Origin of the sequence: Bacillus sp. M6-12 (assembly GCF_002860285.1) — a bacterium.
GTDB lineage: Bacteria > Bacillota > Bacilli > Bacillales > DSM-1321 > Peribacillus.
Genome location: NZ_PGVF01000006.1, coordinates 235,444 through 254,648, shown reverse-complemented (window position 1 = coordinate 254,648; position 19,205 = coordinate 235,444). Strand labels below are relative to the sequence as shown.

The following is a 19,205-nucleotide window of genomic DNA, read 5'->3' as shown; positions in this document are numbered from 1 at the left end:
TAAAAAGGAACGTCGACTAATTTCTGGCACGTCCTGTGCCAAACGTCGACCTCAGCAAATCCTCACAAAGCTAACGCTTTGTTTCGTGCGATTTATCGCTGTCGTAGCATTCCTTGTCCTGTAAAAATAACTGGCAGCAAGCTGTTTCCCTCTTGCTGCCAACTGTAATTAAGGTTAACTTTATACAGTTACACTATCAGCCGCTCGTGCAATCGCCCCAATGGCATCTTCAATCTGGGAACGGGTTACATCAAAATGGGTAACAAACCTGACAGAGCTTGGTCCGAAGGTTCCAGACAAAATACCTTCTGCAATCAGGCTGGCCACAAATTGTTCGGAGTTAATATGTAAGCCGGAAACATCCACCACAACGATATTTGTTTCTACTTTGTTTATAACCTTCAAGCCTTTAATTTCATTTATTCCTGCTTCGAGAATTCTCGCATTTTCATGATCTTCCCAAAGTCTGTCTTTCATTTTTGTTAATGCAATAAGACCTGGTGCAGCAATAACTCCCGCCTGCCTCATACCGCCGCCGAGCCTCTTCCGCCATTTTCGGGCCGACTGGATAAATTGCCTGCTTCCAGCCAGCAGTGAACCAATTGGCGCTCCCAGTCCCTTTGATAAACAAATTTGCACAGTATCCGCATATTGAGTAAATTCTGAAACTGGAATATTTAATGCAGCCGCAGAGTTAAAAAGCCTGGCACCGTCAACATGGACCGGAACATTATAGCGATTGGCCACACTATAAATCTCTTTCATATTTGAAACCGGGATTACTGCACCGCCAGCCCGGTTATGGGTATTCTCCAGGCAAATCAAGCCGGTTTCAGGATAGTGCTGGTCTTCAGGGCGAATTGCTGCTTCAACTAAAGCTGGATCCATAGCCCCGCGGTACCCCGCAATGGTTCTTGTCTGCACACCTGCAAAAGCGGATACTGCCCCTGATTCGTAATAAAAAATGTGGGAGTCAGCCTCCAGCAGAATTTCATTGCCCGGACGGCAGTGTGTCAGAACGGCAATTTGATTTCCCTGAGTTCCACTTGTAACAAACAATGCTGCTTCTTTTCCAAGAAGATCAGCAGCCGCTTCCTCGAGCTTTCCAATAGTCGGATCTTCACCATATACATCATCCCCGACCTCAGCTGTGTACATGGCTTTTCGCATTTCTTCCGTCGGCTTTGTTACAGTATCGCTTCTTAAATCAACTATCATAAAACAACCCTCTCATTCTTCGCTGTTTGGCTATTATAGCAGCAGCAAGTAACTAAATGATCATTAACCATGCCTGTTGCCTGCATAAACGCATAACAGATAGTTGAACCAACAAACTTAAAACCGCGTTTTTTCATATCCTTGCTCATCCTGTCACTAATGGGTGTAGTGGCGGGTACTTCGTCCAGCGTTCGAAATTGGTTATTAATTGGTTTGCCATCAACAAATGACCATATATATGTACTAAAACTTCCAAATTCCTCTGCTACTTTGAAATAGGCCTGAGCATTGGAAATAACTGCATTAATCTTAAGCTTATTCCTGACAATTCCTGCATTTTGTATCAATTCATCTATTTTCTTCTGATCATATGACAGTATTTTTTCCGGGTCAAACTGATCAAAAGCTTCTCGGTAATTCTCTCTTTTTTTCAGGATCGTATACCAGCTGAGTCCGGCCTGTGCCCCTTCCAGATTCAAGTATTCGAAGAGCAGCCTGTCCTCATATACCGGCCTTCCCCATTCCTTATCATGATAAGTGATGTATAGCGGATCCTGATTTACCCATCCGCACCGTTCCAGTGGAAGCCCCCCTTTTTTCTCTATTCTTTATCAGACTAGCATAATAGAGTGGTACAAAAAAGACCTTTTCCTTAACGAAATGTATATTCCCTTAAAACCGTTGAATACATGATATTTTCAGTTATATTCGCCGCCGAAAAAGAAAAAAACCTTGTCCATAGACAAGGTTTCCCGTATCATCAATGCTAGCTTTGATGATAATTTATTTCTTTGCAGCCAGCCAAGCAGCTACAGAAGAAGCTTCTTCGCCTTCAAGCAAACCAGGAGGCATTGCTCCTTTACCTTCAGCAATGATTTTCTCGATGTCTTCCTTAGAAAGACGGCTTCCGGCATCTGCTAACTTCGGCCCCACTCCGCCTTCCAGGTTCATACCGTGGCAGCTGGCACATTTGTTTTCAAAGATTTTCGCTTCATTGCCATCCCCAGCATCTGAAGTTTCAGTTGTAGTTTCAGATCCCTTGTCTTCTGCAGGCTCTTTATCTGCGCTGTCATCGCCGCCGCAAGCTGCAAGTACAAGTGAAGTTCCCATTAATAAAGCTAGTAGCTTCTTTTTCACTTTGATTTCCCCCTACACAAAATTTACATACACATCTACATTATACCATTGTTAAGCCCGTTTAAAACCCTCACCAAGAACCTCCGAGGCATCCATAACGACAACAAATGCTTTTGGATCAATACTTTTGACTACTTGTTTCAACTTTGTGAATTCGGTTTGATCCACAACACACATTAAAATAGGTCTTTCGTCATCGGTATAGCCCCCATGACCGGATAGTCTTGTTACTCCACGATCAATTTCAGTTAAAATAGCCTGTTTTACTTCCAGCACATCATTCGTGATAATCATCGCCATTTTCGAGCGCCCAAAACCGACCTGCACCAGATCAATAGTTTTGCTTGTTACATAAAGACCAATTAAAGCATACAGTCCGCGTTCTATATCAAAGACGACGGCCGCACTTAAGACGATTAGTCCGTCAATTAGCATAACACACGTTCCGAGCGGCAGGTTTGTATACTTGTGGATTACCTGAGCGGCCAGGTCTGTTCCTCCTGTCGAAGCCTTTCCTCTAAACACGATGCCCAGTCCAAGCCCTACACCGAGACCGCCGCAAATCGCCCCCAGCAGAGGGTCTAGTGTCCAGGCGTCCCACTCATTTGTTAAAAATACTACAAACGGAAGAAATACTGTTCCCGCAAGCGTCTTGGCCCCAAACTGCATTCCCAGTAATATTAAACCCATAATAAACAACGGGATGTTAAAAGCCCATTGAACATATGCTGGCTCGAGGTTAAATAACGCATCCAAAATCGTACTGATTCCGCTTACCCCGCCGGAAGCAATCCGGTTCGGAAGCAGGAACACGTTAAACGCTATAGCCACAATAGCCGATCCAATCAGCACAGCCCCATATTCCGTTACCTTTTCCAAAAATGGATGCTTAGGCTGCCGGTACCTCTTTTTCATCTCTTAACCTCCATTAATTCTTACTATCTATCATCTTATTCATAGCATAATTTTTTATCCAGATTTGCCGAAAGTAGTATAGCATCAGGGGGCCATGCTGTAAACGCCATCAAGATAAAGCAGTAAAGCGTTATTACACACACTTTCCTGCCGAATACATTCAATCCTGGGAGCTGCGTACCTGCGATTATTTGTTTTTGTTTTTGATGAAATAACTAAAAAGATTGGGCTCTATTAAATAACCACCCGCGTTCAGCAGGGCTATTAGCGCATACCTAAGTAATTTTCAAAATAAAAAAACGCAAGGCAAATTTCTTTGTGAAATGCCTTGCGTTTTACTATTATGTTTGGATATTTAAGCATTTTTTTCGTGTTAGCCTACCCTTTTTGATAATACTCTTCCATTATATCCTTAGGAACCATACTGCCGCCTGTTGCCCAAATGATATGAGTGCCATTTTTCACACTCTGCTGCAGATTTTGTTTTTGCAGGTACTCTTGTCCTGCAGGCTGGCCACATAATTGGACCGGACCATAGAACCCGGCAACAGCTGAAGGTTCAAGAAAAATATTTTCTGTATCCGCCGCCTCCCGCAATAGTGAATAAAGCCGCCCGTCTTCTACTGTATAACACCCACTGAGCATATGCCCTATCGTTTTACCGACGAAACCTGAAGCCCGCCCGACTGCAAGTCCATCAGCATCTGTGCGGTTATCCAGCCCAAAATCCTGGACCGAAATCTGATCGTGCAAGCCCGTTGCCTGCCCAATCAAAAAGCATGGTGAATGGGTCGGTTCAGCAAAAAAACAATGAACATACTCCCCAAATTCCTCTTTAAGTCCAAAAGTTATCCCCCCTGGCCCGCCGCCAACGCCGCATGGAAGATAGACAAACAACGGATGGTCCTTATCAACGGCAATGCCCTGTTTATCCAGCTGCTTTTTCAATCGTGATGCTGCCACCGCGTAGCCTAAAAAAAGATCACAGCTTTTTTCGTCATCAATAAAATGGCAATTAGGATCTTCTCCTGCCTGACGCCGGCCCTCTTCAACTGCCTTACTGTAATCAGACTGATACTCAATCACCATGACCCCTTTTTCACAGAGCAAATCCTTTTTCCACTTCTTTGCATCAGCAGACATATGGACCGAAACTTTGAATCCAAGCTGGGCACTCATGATGCCAATACTCAAGCCTAAATTCCCAGTCGAGCCAACGGCAATGGAATATTCCGAGAAAAACGATTTAAACTTTTCACTATCAAGAATGGTATAGTCATCGCTATAAGATAACATTCCAGCCTGAACAGCCAGTCCCTCTGCATGCTTCAGCACCTCGTATATTCCTCCTCTTGCCTTTATCGAGCCGGAAATCGGAAGGTGACTGTCACATTTCAGCAGCATGCTGCCCTCTATTTTCACTTCATATTTATTCTCTAAATGGTTCTGCATGTTTGGTATTGAAATCAGGGGCGATTCAATGATTCCGTTTGTTTCAGCTGTTTCGGGAAAAACCTTTGCAATATACGGTGCAAAACGCTGAAGCCGTTCAGCCGCATCAGCAATATTTTCGGCCTTCAATGGGCTTGCTCCCACATTTTCCCCGTAATCAGGATTTGCCCAAAACACTTCATTTGCATCAGCCACTGCTTTTAATACAGGATACTCCTTCTTCCATTGTTCTATTGTTTTTTCCTGAAAACTCTTTATTGTCATCCCTGCACCTCTTTCCCAAATACATAAAGAAAGAGGCTGCCCTGACGGATAGTTTCCGCACAGAGCATTCCTCTCTCTTTTTCAAATGTATTCTTGATATATCCCGCAAACTCCTTTATTAGGCAATGATTTCAATCTTTTTCGCCTGAACGGTGTTGTCCCGTTTTTTAATAGAAAGAGCGGCAATGATGGACACCACGGTACATGCGATCAGGAAATAAAATGCAGCGTTGTAAGACCCTGTGAAAGAGATCATGAAGCCCATTACTAAAGGAGCAAGGAATCCTGCACCCTGCGCCCCCATATTAATGATACCCATAGCCGAGCCAATGATTTTCTTGGACATCATCTTATGCGGCAGCGAGAAAGCTACAGTAAAAGCAAAGCTCTTAAAGACCATGCAAATATTTAGATACAGCATCGCTAAAGGAACGGAGCTTGTTGTGAACATAAGATAAAGGAAAATCCCCGAGATCAGCATCCCAAATGCAGCATAGTATTTTTCACGATTTACAAAGAACTTGTCTAATAGCCAGCCGCTAAACAGCATAGCGATACCCGTAGAGATACCTGGCAGGGCAGCATAGAAGCCCATTGCCATAATATCCATTCCCCTTGCTTCCATTAAATAGGAAGGAATCCACGAAGCCAATCCCCAGTTTACGATACCCGCGGCGAACCACATAACAGTTATTTTCCAAAGTTCAGCGTTCGCCAAAAGCTCTTTTACCGGCACTTTATTCTTTGCCTCTGCATTTGGTGACATTTCACTTTTCGGCTTAAAATAAACCCAGAAGGCTACAGTCAGGATAACCCCAAGCATACCGATAACGACAAACATATTTCTCCAGCCCATCCATAAAATCATCGGAGCCGCTGCCAGCGGGGCAAGCGCCATTCCAAAATAGTTGGAGGACATCAGAAAAGCCGAAGCCTTTGGCCTTTCATCACGAGGGTAGTAGTCTGCAATCCCCTTTTGAGATGCTGAAGGATACCCCCCCTGGCCAACTCCAAACAGGAAGCGGATAACCAATAAGGAAACGAGTGACCAGGCGAATCCCGTCAATACCGTAAACACGGACCAAATGATAATCGACCATATCAAAACCTTTCTTGAGCCAAACTTATCTGTCATCCAGCCCCCGGGAATTTGCATAACCGCATATGAGATAAAGAAGGCGCTAAGAATTGCTCCGACCGCTGCAGGGTCTAGACTGAATTCATCTTTGATATACACAACAGCAACACTCATTACCATCCGGTCAAGATAATCAACCAGATACCCTACGAATAATAGACCCAGAATAAAATGCTTGTTTTGAGACCCAGCGAAAGTTCCCATCATACTCCTCCTCTATATCTTCTTTTTTCGAAACCGTCATAACACCTGCGATCAATTGAGTTAGAGATTGGCAACGCTTATTTGAGATTGTCGGCTTGCTCTTAATACCTGGCCCGCTCTTTCTCCTGTGTACTCTCCTTTATGGACAGCTAGTTTGCCATTTACGAGAACCTCCAAAATACCGTCCGGCTTTACCATTGGATTTTCAAATGATCCCCGTTCCGCAACAGTCTCCGGATCGAATACGACAATATCCGCCTGGTAGCCTTCTTTTATTAGGCCACGGTTTGCTAGTCTCATAAACTGTGCCGGTGCACCGGTCATTTGCCGGATCGCCTGTTCAAGTGTCAGTGCGCCCTCCTCCCTGACATATTTACCTAGCACTCTCGGAAAAGTTCCGGTAAGGCGCGGATGAGGTTTCCCCCCAAAAATGCCATCGGAGCCAACCATTTGCAGCGGGTGGCGCATGCCTAGCAGCACATCTTCATCCAGCCCCCAATGGATAGCCATCGTAACACTTCCGCCTTCTTCGATCAGTAAATCAAAGGCGGCATCCTCGGGTGTTTGCTTTCTTATTTCCGCAATTTCTATGACACTCTTTCCCTCAAGAGCTTTATTTGCCTGTGTCTGGACGGAGGTGACTACGATATTTTCCCAGCCGCAATTCAGCACCCAATTCTCATATTCAGTATTATTTTTAAAATCACTGCAGATCCTGCTTCTATCCTCAGGATTTTTCAGTCTCGCAAGCAATTCTTCTGTGCCGCCGGAATGCATCCAAGGTGGCAGGATTGCATGAAAGACAGTTGACGCTGCGGAATACGGATATTGGTCAAATGTAACTTCAATTCCTTCCTGTCTCGCAGCTTCCATTCTTTCAAGTGCGGTCTTAAACTTATCTCGATTGCTTATGCCAATCACTTTAAAATGGGAGATATGCAGCCTCACACCTGATTGCCTCGCCACATCAATTACTTCATCAAGGGCTGCGATTGAATGGATGCTTTCATTGCGGATATGGACAACGAAGCTTCCGCCATACTTTGCGGCTCCTTTGCAAATTTCAATTAACTCCTGTTTATCGGAGAAAACGTTTGGAGGATAAACCAGGCCTGAAGATACTCCAATTGCTCCCTGGCGCATGCCTTCTTCCACCAGCTCCCTCATTTCATCCATTTCAGCTGGGGTTGCCTGCCTGCCGTCAAAACCCATAACAAGAGTTCTAACAGCTCCATGCGGCACTAGATAGGCAGCATTGCCAATCATCCTTGATTCTTCGAGAAAGGCCAGATATTCCTCAACGCTGTTCCATGGCCATTCATCAATACCGCCATTAAGACCGCTTAACTGTTTTTTCCATAAGGGTTTCGTTTCTTCTGAAACTGGTGCAACAGATATGCCATCCTGTCCGAATAATTCGGTGGTCACTCCTTGGAGCACCTTAATTTTATGGAGGTCAGGAATCGTACAGATTAAATCTGAGTGAACATGTGTATCAATAAATCCCGGTGATACTGCCATTCCTGACGCATCGATAATTTGGTCTGCCTGTTCCTGGCTCAAGTCTCCAAGACTAGCGATTTTTTCATCCTTAATCCCAATATCCAGCTTTGTCCACGGATTGCCGCTGCCGTCAAAAACCTGTCCATTTTTAATGATTACATCAAACATATAAACCACTCCCTCTATTAAGCTTGCGGAACCAATGGCTGCAATGAAACTGAGTCAAACGGATAAATAGGCCGTGCTACTTTTTTATGCTGGAATAATGATAGATTCGCTGACCCTAACCCGGGCGAATCAACCGTAATAATTTCTTTAGCAATCGGCGTGAACGCTGCGCGGAAATGATGTGATGACTTTAAAGCAACAATTCTGCTTTTATGAACATCAATCCCGTGGAGAAGAAAGACCTGCTCATCGAATGTTTGAGATACTACAGAGCAAACGATGATATCTACATTCCCAGCCTGAATCCTTGTGCTTTTCCCCAGATTCACCTTACTTCCTTGCCACATAGGCGATGACTGGATAAACTGCCCATCTGTCAAACACTTAACATAAGCGGAAATCTTAATCGGTTCACCGTGGAGGCTATCGGTTTTACCTCCCAGCTCTATATCAATTTGAGCCCCGACACCAGCTTTATGGGCGATTTCCACTACTTCAGGATCATAAATAAAACCAAAGCAGCTATTTTCTATATTGGCCTTAATCATTTCCCGAAGCAGATATGTACCATCCCCCGGCGTTCCTGCTCCAGGGTTATCCGAGGCCTCATTTATCACAATAGGAAATTCCTGTCTTGCTGAAGCAAGGGCAATGCCTTCACTAGCTGACGGCAATGGCGGAAAGAACTTCTCTCTTTCTTCCCAAACTTTCTGGGCGACTTCCTGAGAAACTTTGCGGGCTAAATCTTTGTTGTTATTGGTTGTGGTTATAATCGATACACCGGCATCGGGTATATCAGCATAAGGAAATCCATGGAAAAGCGTACAATCAATTACATCAGGATGCTGCTCCCATTCCTGGCACAATGCATTAAGCTCTTTTACTGGAGAATGATAAGAAGTAGTTGTAGGAATAAGTAAAGGCAGTTTTGTGATAGTCATCTCAGGCTGGAGTGTGCCTTTAGCGATGTCTGCAGCCAAAGTGATGGCTTCCATTCCTCTATCGTATGAATCGGTGTGCGGGTACTCGATATTGCCTAGAAGCACATCTGCCTCCCTGACCATTGTTTCTGTAATGTTGCCATGTAAATCCAGAACTACTACTACCGGGATTTCATAACCAACCTGCTTCCTTAAACCGGTCAGGAGGTCTCCCTCAAGATCATCCACACCTTCAGCAACACCTGCCCCATGGAGGAATAGACAAATAGCATCAACCGGTCCCGCTTCCGTAATGGCTGAAAGCAGTTCCTGTTTTCCAGCCTCATACGTTTCACTTGTAATAAGGCCAGATGGGTTTGCCCAGGCAGAAAAGGTTGGCGCAATTTCAATTTCAAGCTCTCTCCCCCGGTCAATCATGCCCCCTAAAAAGTCCTTCACACCTTCATGCTTCTTAAGAACATCAGCACCGCGCTCCCATTCCCACAGCCTGAAGGAATCAACCGTTGTTTTTACAATAGAAAAAGTATTCGTTTCGTGGCCTAACTGCCCAATTGCAATTCTCATCTTCCCACTCCTTTATAAAATTTTCACATTGCTGTTTTATGCAAGCTGTATTTCATACAGCTGCCTCGGCCTGCCCCTGTGGATCGGCTGCTCTTCTCCCACGATCACTGCCAAATTACTTCGTTCGAGTATGGCCAATATCCGCCTGGCGCTTCTGATCGTCACGCCAAGCCCATTAGCAAGATCAAGAGCCGTAATACTTTTCGTCCCGAAGCTCTCACAAAAGGACAGCAGCTTATTAATGGTCGCCACACTAAGCCCGGAGGTTTTTACAAGCTGCATCCGGATTGGGTCGTCGCTGCGCAATGAATACTGCAGCTGCTGATTCTGACCGACAGGACCGACAACAGTTCCATCCAGATCAACGATGAAGCAGCTCGGTTTATTGGATTGCGCTTTTATTAAAGCGGTATGCGCATTGTGTTCAGCTTCATTAGCGGTCTGCCCAAAACCAATTCCAAGCGATGTCTCAATTTCTACTTTCATTGTAATTTCATTAATGAGCGGTACTTTCTTGTAGTTCTGAGTCATCCTTTCCATAGTTCCGCGAGTCGTAATAAATCTCACCTCATCACGCTCTGACCAGTCAAAAATCGCCTGAGCTTCCTCACTGAAATCAATCAGCAGATTTTGCAGTGCCGCCTTTCTCCGCTGAATGCCATATTCCGAAAGCTGGCCAGCTGCAAATAAATTGTGGAAATGAAGGATCCCAATCGCAATCTGGGTGTTTCTTTGAAGCAAGGCCTTACCTTCCAGCAGCACATTTTGCAGACAAATCCGGATGGCTGATTTGGTTGGTATGACACGATACACCAGTATTCCAAGGTCCTTTAGCCTTTCATAGACTGATTTTACACAAGTAATCGCTACATGCGTGGAGTTTTCCTCCCACATTTTCAGGTGGAAATTCACCAATGCATCGGCCTGCTGGTCAACATTGAGAAATACCTTTTCCGGAATAATTTCAAGTTCCTCAAGGCATTCCTCCACTTCAGCCTTATCAATCGTATCGACACTCATCTTTAATGGTGCATGAAGAGGGTTGTAAGTGGTTTCTGTAATAATTTTAAAAAGCGTCCTATATAAACCGGTTCCTGTAGGCGGAATAAAAACCATTGGCTTGTCCGTCATTAGGCTGGTTTTTGTAATTTGGTAGGGAATAATTCCGGTAAAAAACAAAACATCAACAGCATCAAGAATCGGCTGAACTACTTCCAATGTTTCCTGTTCATGACTGTAAGAAACAGGTATCATAACAATTTCAGGATAGGATTTTCCGAGCGAGAAGACTTGGTTGATCAAATCCTCCGGGCCGATCACAGCCACCCTTATCTCCATTTATACCACCACCTTATTTTGAATTATTTTTATAAACTGAATTCTCTGTTAAGTTAAACACTATATTAACTTTAGATGCATTAAAAGTAAATGTCTGTAAATGGACCTTAAATAAGCTGTTATGAATCTGCAACAAAAAAAAGCGGAAGTGCCCGGGTAGCCCCGACAAGCATAAGACAAGCGCTGACAGAAGGCGCTTTTTGCCTTCCGAAGCGATTGGCTTATGACCTCGAGGGGCTGGGCGCTGGAGCTAGAAATAGCCCCTCTACGTCAGTGATCAACAACACTTACCTTTTATTATTTTCTTTAGAACAAAAAAAAGACGACAGGATAATCCCGTCGTCTGTTTAACATTGTTATAGAATTACTGCAGCCTTGACCGCAAATACGCATCAATAAACTGATCGATTTCCCCGTCCATCACGGCCTGCACATTTCCCGATTCTGTTCCGGTCCTGTGATCTTTGACCATGGAGTATGGATGGAAAACATAAGAACGGATCTGGCTTCCCCATCCGATCTCCTTCTGCTCCCCGCGGATTTCATCAAGCTGGGCCTGCTGCTCGTCAATTTCACGCTGATAAAGCTTCGCCTTCAGCATTGTCATCGCCTGGGCGCGGTTCTTAATTTGCGAACGTTCGGATTGGCACGTTACTACAACACCTGTAGGTAAGTGGGTAATCCGAACCGCTGAATCGGTCGTATTGATATGCTGCCCGCCGGCTCCGCTTGCCCGGTACGTATCAATTTTTAAATCCTCAGTCCTGATTTCCACTTCGATATCATCATTAAATTCAGGCATCACTTCACATGACACAAAGGAAGTATGGCGGCGGCCCGAGGAGTCAAACGGCGAAATACGGACAAGCCGGTGTACCCCTTTTTCAGCCTTCAAGTAACCATAAGCATTATGACCCTTAAAAAGCAGGGTTACGCTTTTAATTCCAGCCTCGTCGCCGGGAAGGTAATCAAGCGTTTCGACCTTGAAGCCTTTTTTCTCGCCCCATCTAGTATACATGCGCAGCAGCATCGATCCCCAGTCCTGGGATTCAGTTCCGCCTGCACCTGGATGCAATTCAAGAATCGCATTATTGCTGTCGTATTCACCGCTTAACAGCATTTGAAGCTCAAAATCAGCAAGCTTCTTCGTCAGGCTCGCCAGCTCCTCTTCCAGTTCAGCCTGCAGTTCCGGGTCCGCTTCCTCTTTAACAAGCTCATAGGAAACCTCCAGATCCTCAAAAGAATCATTCATCTCTTTAAACTGGTTCACTTGATCCTTTATTGCATTGGCTTCATTGATAATCGTCTGCGCCTTTTGCTGGTCATTCCAAAAATCAGGCTCTGTCATAATCTCATCAAATTCCGCAATTCGGGCTTCCTTCTCTTCTAAGTCAAAGAGACCCCCTAAAATTCGCTAACGTTTTAGCGGTTTTCTCAAGCTCATTTCTGATTTCTGCTAATTCCATCTATCTTCACCTCATACTTTATTTCACAGCTAAGTCTTGCTAAACAGGAAAAGAGGCGGCACACACAGCCGGACCTCTTTTCCATGATACTCATTCAAAAGTAAAAATTGCCAGCGGAACCTGCCAATTTTTGAATCGGATAAATAAATGGCCGGTTTGGACGAATTAATCAGGAATCCGGATGAATTATCGTAGATTCTGGACGAATTATCATCAATTTTGGTCGAATAAATCCGAAACCCGGACAGATGTCTGAATCCGCAGTCCCGAATCTGCTTTCCTCCAATTAACTCACGGAATTATAGCCGTAACAATGCAGGTTTTGCATCAGTATTCAGCATCTCGCCATTTTGGATTTTGCCGGCAAATTACCCTCCCGGCTGACATCGTCCAGCTGCTTTTCTATTCTAATGCACCGTGGCAGTTTTTATATTTCTTGCCGCTTCCGCATGGGCATGGAGCATTTCGCCCGGCTGTTTCTTTTTTGCGGGCAGGCTTTTTCTTCACTGTTTCTCCATCTTCCTTTGGATTAACAGCTTGGCCCTGCGCAACTTCCTGGCGCTCCAGGTTATTGAGGATTTCCGCTTTCATGATATACTTCGCAACTTCTTCTTCAATGCTCAAAATCATATCTTCAAACATTGCAAAGCCTTCCTGCTGATATTCACGAAGCGGATCTATCTGGCCATATGCACGAAGGTGGATACCCTGACGGAGCTGATCCATCGCATCAATATGGTCCATCCACTTGCTGTCAACAGCGCGAAGCACAATTACCTTTTCAAATTCACGCATTTGTTCAGCTGAAAGCTGCTCTTCCTTTTCATCATAGCGAGCCTTCACTTTTGCAAGAATCAGTTCAGACATTTCCTCAGCATCTTTACCGGAAAGGTCTGCTTCGGTAATATCGCCTTCATGAAGCAGATTGCCATTAATGAAATCCACAAGTCCATTAAGGTTCCAACTATCTCTATCCTCATGAGAAGGAGCAAACGCAGCTACATTTCGTTCAATTGTGGAAGCTAACATTCTTTCAACGATGTCACGAAGGTTTTCACTATCCAAAACTTCAAAACGCTGTTTATAAATAATTTCACGCTGCTGGCGCAATACATCATCATATTGAAGCAGCTGTTTACGGGCATCAAAGTTATTGCCTTCAACCCGTTTTTGCGCAGATTCCACAGCTCTTGTAACAATTTTGCTCTGAATCGGCTGGGAATCGTCCATGCCCAGTCGAGTCATCATATTCTTCATATTATCTGAGCCAAAACGGCGCATTAATTCATCTTCCATAGAAAGATAGAACTGGGTTACCCCTGGATCTCCCTGACGTCCGGAACGTCCGCGCAGCTGATTATCAATCCGTCGGCTTTCATGGCGCTCTGTTCCGATAACAGCTAAACCGCCTAGCTCTTTCACGCCTTCTCCAAGCTTAATATCGGTACCACGTCCAGCCATGTTGGTCGCAATCGTTACAGCGCCCTGTTTACCGGCATCAGCGATAATTTCAGCCTCGCTTGCATGCTGCTTTGCATTCAGCACATTGTGGCGGACTCCTTTTTTTGTTAGCAGCTGTGAAATCAATTCAGATGTTTCAATCGCAACAGTACCTACAAGAATAGGCTGTCCTTTTGCATGTCTCTCTGCGATATCTTCTACAACAGCCAGGAATTTCCCATTCATGCTTGCATAGATTAAGTCTGCTCTATCATCACGGGCAATTTCCCGATTGGTTGGAATTGCAATAACGTTCATATTATAAATGTTGCGGAATTCTTCTTCTTCCGTTTTCGCCGTACCGGTCATCCCGGAAAGCTTTTCATACATCCGAAAGTAATTTTGGAACGTAATCGTTGCAAGCGTCATGCTTTCATTCTGAATTTCAACGCCCTCTTTTGCCTCGATCGCCTGGTGAAGGCCATCGCTGTAGCGGCGCCCTTTCATCAAACGGCCGGTAAATTGGTCAACGATTACGATTTCGCCATCCTGGACAACATAATCCACATCAAGATGCATCGTAACATGTGCCTTCAGTGCTTGATTAATATGGTGATTCAATACCACATGAGTAATATCGAACAGGTTATCAATACCAAAAGCCCGCTCTGTTTTATTGATGCCTTCTTCAGTCAGCTGAACACCCTTAGTTTTTTCATCATACGTATAGTCTTCTTCTTTTCTCAGCGTACGGACAAACGCATTTGCCTGGATATAAAGCTGAGTTGATTTTTGGGCGGAACCGGAAATAATCAGCGGTGTACGCGCCTCATCAATCAAAATGGAGTCAACTTCATCAATAACGGCATAATGCAGCGGGCGCTGAACCATTTGTTCCTTATAAAGAACCATATTGTCACGCAAATAATCGAAACCAAATTCATTGTTGGTACCATATGTGATATCCGCATTATAGGCTTCTTGTTTTTCCTCTTTTGTTAAACCATTCAGGTTTAAACCAACAGTCAGGCCAAGAAATTCAAACAGCTTGCCCATTTCTTCTGCGTCACGGCTCGCCAAGTACTCATTGACAGTAATAACATGGACGCCTTTACCAGTAATCGCGTTTAAATAAACCGGCATAGTCGATGTCAGCGTTTTACCTTCCCCGGTTTTCATCTCGGAAATGTTGCCGTCATGAAGGGAAATCCCCCCCATTAGCTGTACATAAAACGGGAACATGCCAAGTGAACGTTTCGCGGCTTCACGTACAACAGCGAACGCTTCAGGCAGCATGCTGTCAAGAGACTCTCCGCCTTGATACCTTTTCTTGAACTCGTCTGTTTTCTCGCGAAGGCCTTCATCTGAAAGCCCCTCCATTTGCGGCGCCAATGCTTCTACCTGGTCAGCAAGCCTCTGCAGTCGCTTAAGCTCACGTTTATTCTGGTCAAACACTTTATTTAAAATATTAAGCATTGCAAACGCTCCTCTTTTTAAAAAGAATCATGTTAAATCTATCTATAATTACTCTCTAAAAAAAGCCATAGAGAGTCATAGTCGTTATAAAATACACAATATTAATTTTACCACTTATATGGTATCGGTACAACTTCGCATAACCATGGGTCTTTAAAAACGAAAACTGTGTTTACAACTCCTTACCGCCGAATAAAATTAACAAAAGGTCATTTATGAGGATGTGTTATTCCATGATTGGCGACCGGATTAAAAAACAAAGGCTGGAAAAGAACATATCCATTAGCCAGCTCGCAAATCAAGCAGGTATTGTCAAATCCTATTTAAGCTCCCTGGAAAGAAACCTCCAGCAGAATCCTTCCATTCAAATCCTTGAAAAAATATCCCATGTCCTCGAAATCCCTGTTGAAATGCTTCTGCAAGATAAAAGAGACAATGAAAGCATGGATGAGGAGTGGCTTAGGCTGATTCATGAAGCTATAGATTCCGGTGTGACAAAAGATCAGTTCCGCGAACTTATTGCCAGTCACAGGAAAGAAAAGATCTAAAAAAAGCCACCGATTTTCTCGGCAGCTTCCCTCTTATCTTTGATTTTTCATAAATTCAAGGACCTCAAGGTCGATATATCCGTCTTTCTGTTCCCGCTCTTCAAAATTTTCAGTATGGATATAGGCAGTCAAAGCCTTGGCCAATCCCCTGTCATCCGCCGCCGAGTCTTCAAGATATTTTAATCGGGTTAATGCCTCAACTACTGTTTCCCGGACATCGCCTTCAATCCTGGCTATGTTCTCTGGCTTTGAAGGCGAGAAATAAAGCTGCTGCAGGTTAAAAATACGCTGGAGCTCCTTAATCGGTTCCGGATGATCCTCTACGCGCAAATCAATATAACGGTCGTTGAACCCGCCATATCCGCCTCTTTCTTTCACGACGGTCAATGCTGCCGATTGCTGGCCCCTGCTGTCACCGCCCGCTGCCTGACCGGCAAGAAGCGCAGCAAGCAATCTTTCGGCAAGCGTTCCTTTTGTCACTAGGAATGTCTCAGCCATCTTCTTGACAGTATTTTCATCAACTAGAATATTCCCCTGTGCGGCAAAATACTCCCCGGCTACCCCGCCAGCCCAAGAGTAACATTCTTTTCCTGTAAATGTTGCAGACTTCCCATTGGCATCAACAAGCCCTACCTGTCTCATTTCCTTATCCGGGTCATCTTTGATGATGATTTCAAGTGCTTCCTGTGCACTTTTGCCCTGCTCCATCAGCTCAAGCGCCTTTGGGCCGTATGCCGTATTTGCATATGACTGTGTGGCCACTGCTCCAGCACCCGCTTTAGCCCACGGAACAACAGCACCTACTCCAAGAAACTTCGACTGAACAGCAATGCCCCATTCTTTTTCAGCTGGATCATATCCTACTATTGAAAATGTCATTTTTCCCGCTCCTCTTTACCCTAAAAATATCCCGCCATACACCAGCGCTCCAGCTATCACATATGCCGGATGCACCTTCACCTTTTCCATTAGAACAAAGCTGATCAACCCAATTACAGACGTTTGAAGCCAGCCGATCCCTTTATATGATGAAAATAAAAAATCATAAGTCATTATTCCAAGCAAAACGGCAATCACCGGTCTAACATATGTTGTCATCCGCTTTACCCGCGGCGACTCCTTATGTTTCATCAGCAGGCTCATCAAAGCAACCATCAGGATTAACGAGGGAGCCACAGTGGCAAAAACTGCGACCAGTGCTCCAAGGATGCCAGCCTGTTCATATCCTATGTATCCAGCCATTTTCGTCGCAATCGGTCCAGGAAGCGCATTCCCAAGCGCCAGCACCTCACTGAACTCATGCACAGTCAGCCAGCCATAACGGTCCACCACTTCATTTTCGATTAACGGAATCGATGATGGGCCGCCGCCATAGCCAAGGATACCCGGCAGAAAGAATGCCCAGAAAATTTTAAAATAGATCATGAGCTGCCCTTCCCCTTCTCATGTAATAAAGAACTTTTTTTCAAAAGAGCGGCCAATAAAAGCGCAAAGATAATAACAGCAGGATGGATATGTATAAATTCCATCAGCAGCAAGCTGGCAGCCACAAACAAAATTGTCCAGCCCCATCCTAGCTGGGAGCCTGTTGATTTTTTAATGAAATCCCAGGTCATAGTAGCAAGCATAACCGCAACAACCGGCACCACGGCTGCAGACATTCCACTTACCCACGCTTGATCCTTATAGGAGTTCAAGAACTTTAATAATAGAATCATCAAAATGATTGTAGGAACCATCGTCGCAATCAGCCCATTAATCATCCCAAGGATTCCGCCAACCTTATACCCGATATAGCCAGCCATTTTCGTTGCAATTGGTCCAGGCAAAGCATTCGCAAGAGCTAAAGTGTCTCCAAACTCATCAGAATCCATCCATTTATACTTTTCCACAGCTTCCTTATGGACAAGCGGAATGGAGGAAGGTCCTCCGCCGTAACCGAGGACCCCTACCCTAAAAAAGGCCATGAAAATATTTGCCTGCTTCATTTTCTCACCTTCGATTTTCATGATTTATCCATTATTCTGCATAAATGAACAGGTTTCCTTCCAGACGTATATAGGCAAAAAAGAGATCTATACGAAAAATATGTTACCCATTTGAATAAGAACGTTCATAGTAATATTTTAAATTAATTTACTATAAATTCAGAGATTAATAAAGAACGAGATAAGGCGATACGTTTTTACGCTTTATGATTTAAAATGACAATATATTTTTACCAGAAAAATTATTGCAAATTATAACATAATTAACATGTTAATGTGACTTTATTACTATAATAATAGTAAATATGTGGTCTAATTTCCTGTATTTTACAAAATTACCCAAACTTTATTAGAGGTGTTTTTTGATGAAGAGAATCCATATATCAGAAGCGGACATCGGGGATACATTAGGCTTGCACATATATGGACCTACAGGAAAAGTATTGCTTGCTAGAGGCACAAGACTGACCGGGCCCTATATTTCCTCCTTACGAAAGAAAGGTGTCGAGTATATCTATATCGAAAGCAGCATCACCCATGGCATCAGACCAAGACCGCTGATTAGCCCAACAGTTCGGCAGCAAGCCGTTCAGAAGGTATATGAAACGATGACATCCCTCCTTGACAAGAAAGCATTGCTTCAAACTTCTTCCTCACAGGATCTCGGGAAATACCAACAGGTTTTTAAAGAAATATTGGACCATTTGCTAGCCAATGATAACATAATGGTTAACCTGTCTGACCTTGTCATTGCACAGGGTTACTTTTTCCATCATTCAGTAAATGTTGCTACTCTGGCCGGAGTCATAGGAATATCCAGAGGATACAATTCTGAACAGCTTCTCGACTTGGGAGTTGGTGCACTGCTATTCGATATTGGAATGACCCAGGTATCGAGCGGGCTATGGGAAAAAAAGGGTTTCATTACCGAAGAAGAACGGAATTTAATGCACAGCCATACTGTATTGGGATTTGAGCTCTTATGGAAGCAGCGGAACATCTCATTGCTCTCGGCCCACTGTGCGCTGCAGCATCACGAACGATATGATGGCAGCGGCTATCCAAGACAGCTTAAAGGCGGAAACATTCATGAATATGCACGGATTGTTGCCATTGCAGATGTTTACGATGCTCTGACGTCCTCAAGGAATTACCGTAAACGTCATTCAGCACAGGAAGCCGCTGAATTTCTTTCTGCTGCAGGTAATATATTATTTGATTACTCCATTATTAAGGACTTTTTAGCATATATTGCGATTTTTCCAGTTTCCTCAAGAGTTATCTTGAATACAGGATATGAAGCTGGTGTTGCTAAAATTCATTCAGACTTGCCCCTTCGTCCAGTACTAAGGGTCATTAAAGACCCAAACTGGAATTAAGTTCACCTTACGAGCTTGATTTAAGGAAAGAGATTAATATTACAATAGTTAAATCACTATAAATGT

General features: G+C 44.1%; 16 protein-coding genes. 2 read left to right on the top strand and 14 right to left on the bottom strand.

Going from position 1 to position 19,205, the window contains the following annotated elements; all coding sequences use genetic code 11:
- Positions 1–180 precede the first annotated feature (180 nt).
- The 11 genes from ltaE to secA all read right to left on the bottom strand — a co-directional run bounded on the left by ltaE (position 181) and on the right by secA (position 15,224).
- Positions 181–1,215 (bottom strand): low-specificity L-threonine aldolase, encoded by a 1,035-nt coding sequence (gene ltaE / locus CVD28_RS09500; RefSeq protein WP_101592331.1) that lies wholly within the window; start codon positions 1,213–1,215, stop codon positions 181–183.
- On the bottom strand, positions 1,215–1,799 hold the full coding sequence (locus tag CVD28_RS09495) for a DNA-3-methyladenine glycosylase I (RefSeq protein WP_101592131.1): 585 nt from the start codon (positions 1,797–1,799) through the stop codon (positions 1,215–1,217). Before CVD28_RS09495 ends, ltaE begins: the two co-directional genes overlap by 1 nt.
- Positions 1,800–2,001: 202 nt before the next feature.
- A complete protein-coding gene (gene cccB / locus CVD28_RS09490) occupies positions 2,002–2,355 on the bottom strand; it encodes a cytochrome c551 (RefSeq protein WP_101592130.1) in 354 nt (117 codons plus the stop codon).
- Between the two features lie 51 nt (positions 2,356–2,406).
- Entirely contained in the window at positions 2,407–3,270 is an 864-nt protein-coding gene (locus CVD28_RS09485; RefSeq protein WP_101592129.1) for a YitT family protein, read from the bottom strand.
- Positions 3,271–3,648: 378 nt separating this feature from the next.
- On the bottom strand, positions 3,649–4,986 hold the full coding sequence (locus CVD28_RS09480) for a D-serine ammonia-lyase (RefSeq protein WP_101592128.1): 1,338 nt from the start codon (positions 4,984–4,986) through the stop codon (positions 3,649–3,651).
- 118 nt (positions 4,987–5,104) lie between these two features.
- Positions 5,105–6,328, bottom strand: a complete 1,224-nt coding sequence (locus CVD28_RS09475; RefSeq protein ID WP_180954090.1) for an MFS transporter — start codon at positions 6,326–6,328, stop codon at positions 5,105–5,107.
- A gap of 60 nt (positions 6,329–6,388) precedes the next feature.
- Positions 6,389–7,999 (bottom strand): N-acyl-D-amino-acid deacylase family protein, encoded by a 1,611-nt coding sequence (locus CVD28_RS09470; protein WP_101592126.1) that lies wholly within the window; start codon positions 7,997–7,999, stop codon positions 6,389–6,391.
- A gap of 17 nt (positions 8,000–8,016) precedes the next feature.
- The gene (locus tag CVD28_RS09465; protein ID WP_101592125.1) at positions 8,017–9,504 is read right to left on the bottom strand and encodes a M81 family metallopeptidase; all 1,488 of its coding nucleotides are present in this window, start codon (positions 9,502–9,504) and stop codon (positions 8,017–8,019) included.
- Between the two features lie 36 nt (positions 9,505–9,540).
- Positions 9,541–10,842 (bottom strand): transcriptional regulator, encoded by a 1,302-nt coding sequence (locus CVD28_RS09460; RefSeq protein WP_101592124.1) that lies wholly within the window; start codon positions 10,840–10,842, stop codon positions 9,541–9,543.
- Positions 10,843–11,206: 364 nt separating this feature from the next.
- Positions 11,207–12,308, bottom strand: a protein-coding gene (gene prfB / locus CVD28_RS09455; RefSeq protein WP_101592123.1) for a peptide chain release factor 2 whose coding sequence is annotated in 2 segments (ribosomal slippage) — positions 11,207–12,235 and positions 12,237–12,308 — 1,101 coding nt in all. Because the reading frame shifts where the segments join, the coding sequence is not laid out codon by codon here.
- 402 nt (positions 12,309–12,710) lie between these two features.
- Entirely contained in the window at positions 12,711–15,224 is a 2,514-nt protein-coding gene (gene secA / locus CVD28_RS09450; protein WP_101592122.1) for a preprotein translocase subunit SecA, read from the bottom strand.
- Between the two features lie 233 nt (positions 15,225–15,457).
- Between secA and CVD28_RS09445 the strand changes: the two genes are divergently transcribed.
- On the top strand, positions 15,458–15,772 hold the full coding sequence (locus CVD28_RS09445) for a helix-turn-helix domain-containing protein (RefSeq protein ID WP_101592121.1): 315 nt from the start codon (positions 15,458–15,460) through the stop codon (positions 15,770–15,772).
- A gap of 33 nt (positions 15,773–15,805) precedes the next feature.
- Here the strand turns inward: CVD28_RS09445 and CVD28_RS09440 are convergent, their stop codons facing one another.
- From CVD28_RS09440 to CVD28_RS09430, 3 genes are read right to left on the bottom strand one after another with little or no spacing between them, the layout of a single operon-like run.
- Complete coding sequence (locus tag CVD28_RS09440) at positions 15,806–16,651, bottom strand: DUF1028 domain-containing protein (protein ID WP_101592120.1); 846 nt, start codon at positions 16,649–16,651, stop codon at positions 15,806–15,808.
- 15 nt (positions 16,652–16,666) lie between these two features.
- On the bottom strand, positions 16,667–17,197 hold the full coding sequence (locus CVD28_RS09435) for a chromate transporter (protein ID WP_101592119.1): 531 nt from the start codon (positions 17,195–17,197) through the stop codon (positions 16,667–16,669).
- On the bottom strand, positions 17,194–17,760 hold the full coding sequence (locus tag CVD28_RS09430; RefSeq protein ID WP_101592330.1) for a chromate transporter: 567 nt from the start codon (positions 17,758–17,760) through the stop codon (positions 17,194–17,196). The genes CVD28_RS09435 and CVD28_RS09430 overlap by 4 nt, the downstream gene beginning before the upstream one ends.
- 365 nt (positions 17,761–18,125) lie before the next feature.
- Here CVD28_RS09430 and CVD28_RS29075 point away from each other — a divergent pair, with 365 nt between their 5' ends.
- On the top strand, positions 18,126–19,139 hold the full coding sequence (locus CVD28_RS29075) for an HD-GYP domain-containing protein (protein ID WP_308315072.1): 1,014 nt from the start codon (positions 18,126–18,128) through the stop codon (positions 19,137–19,139).
- The last annotated feature ends 66 nt before the right edge of the window (positions 19,140–19,205 follow it).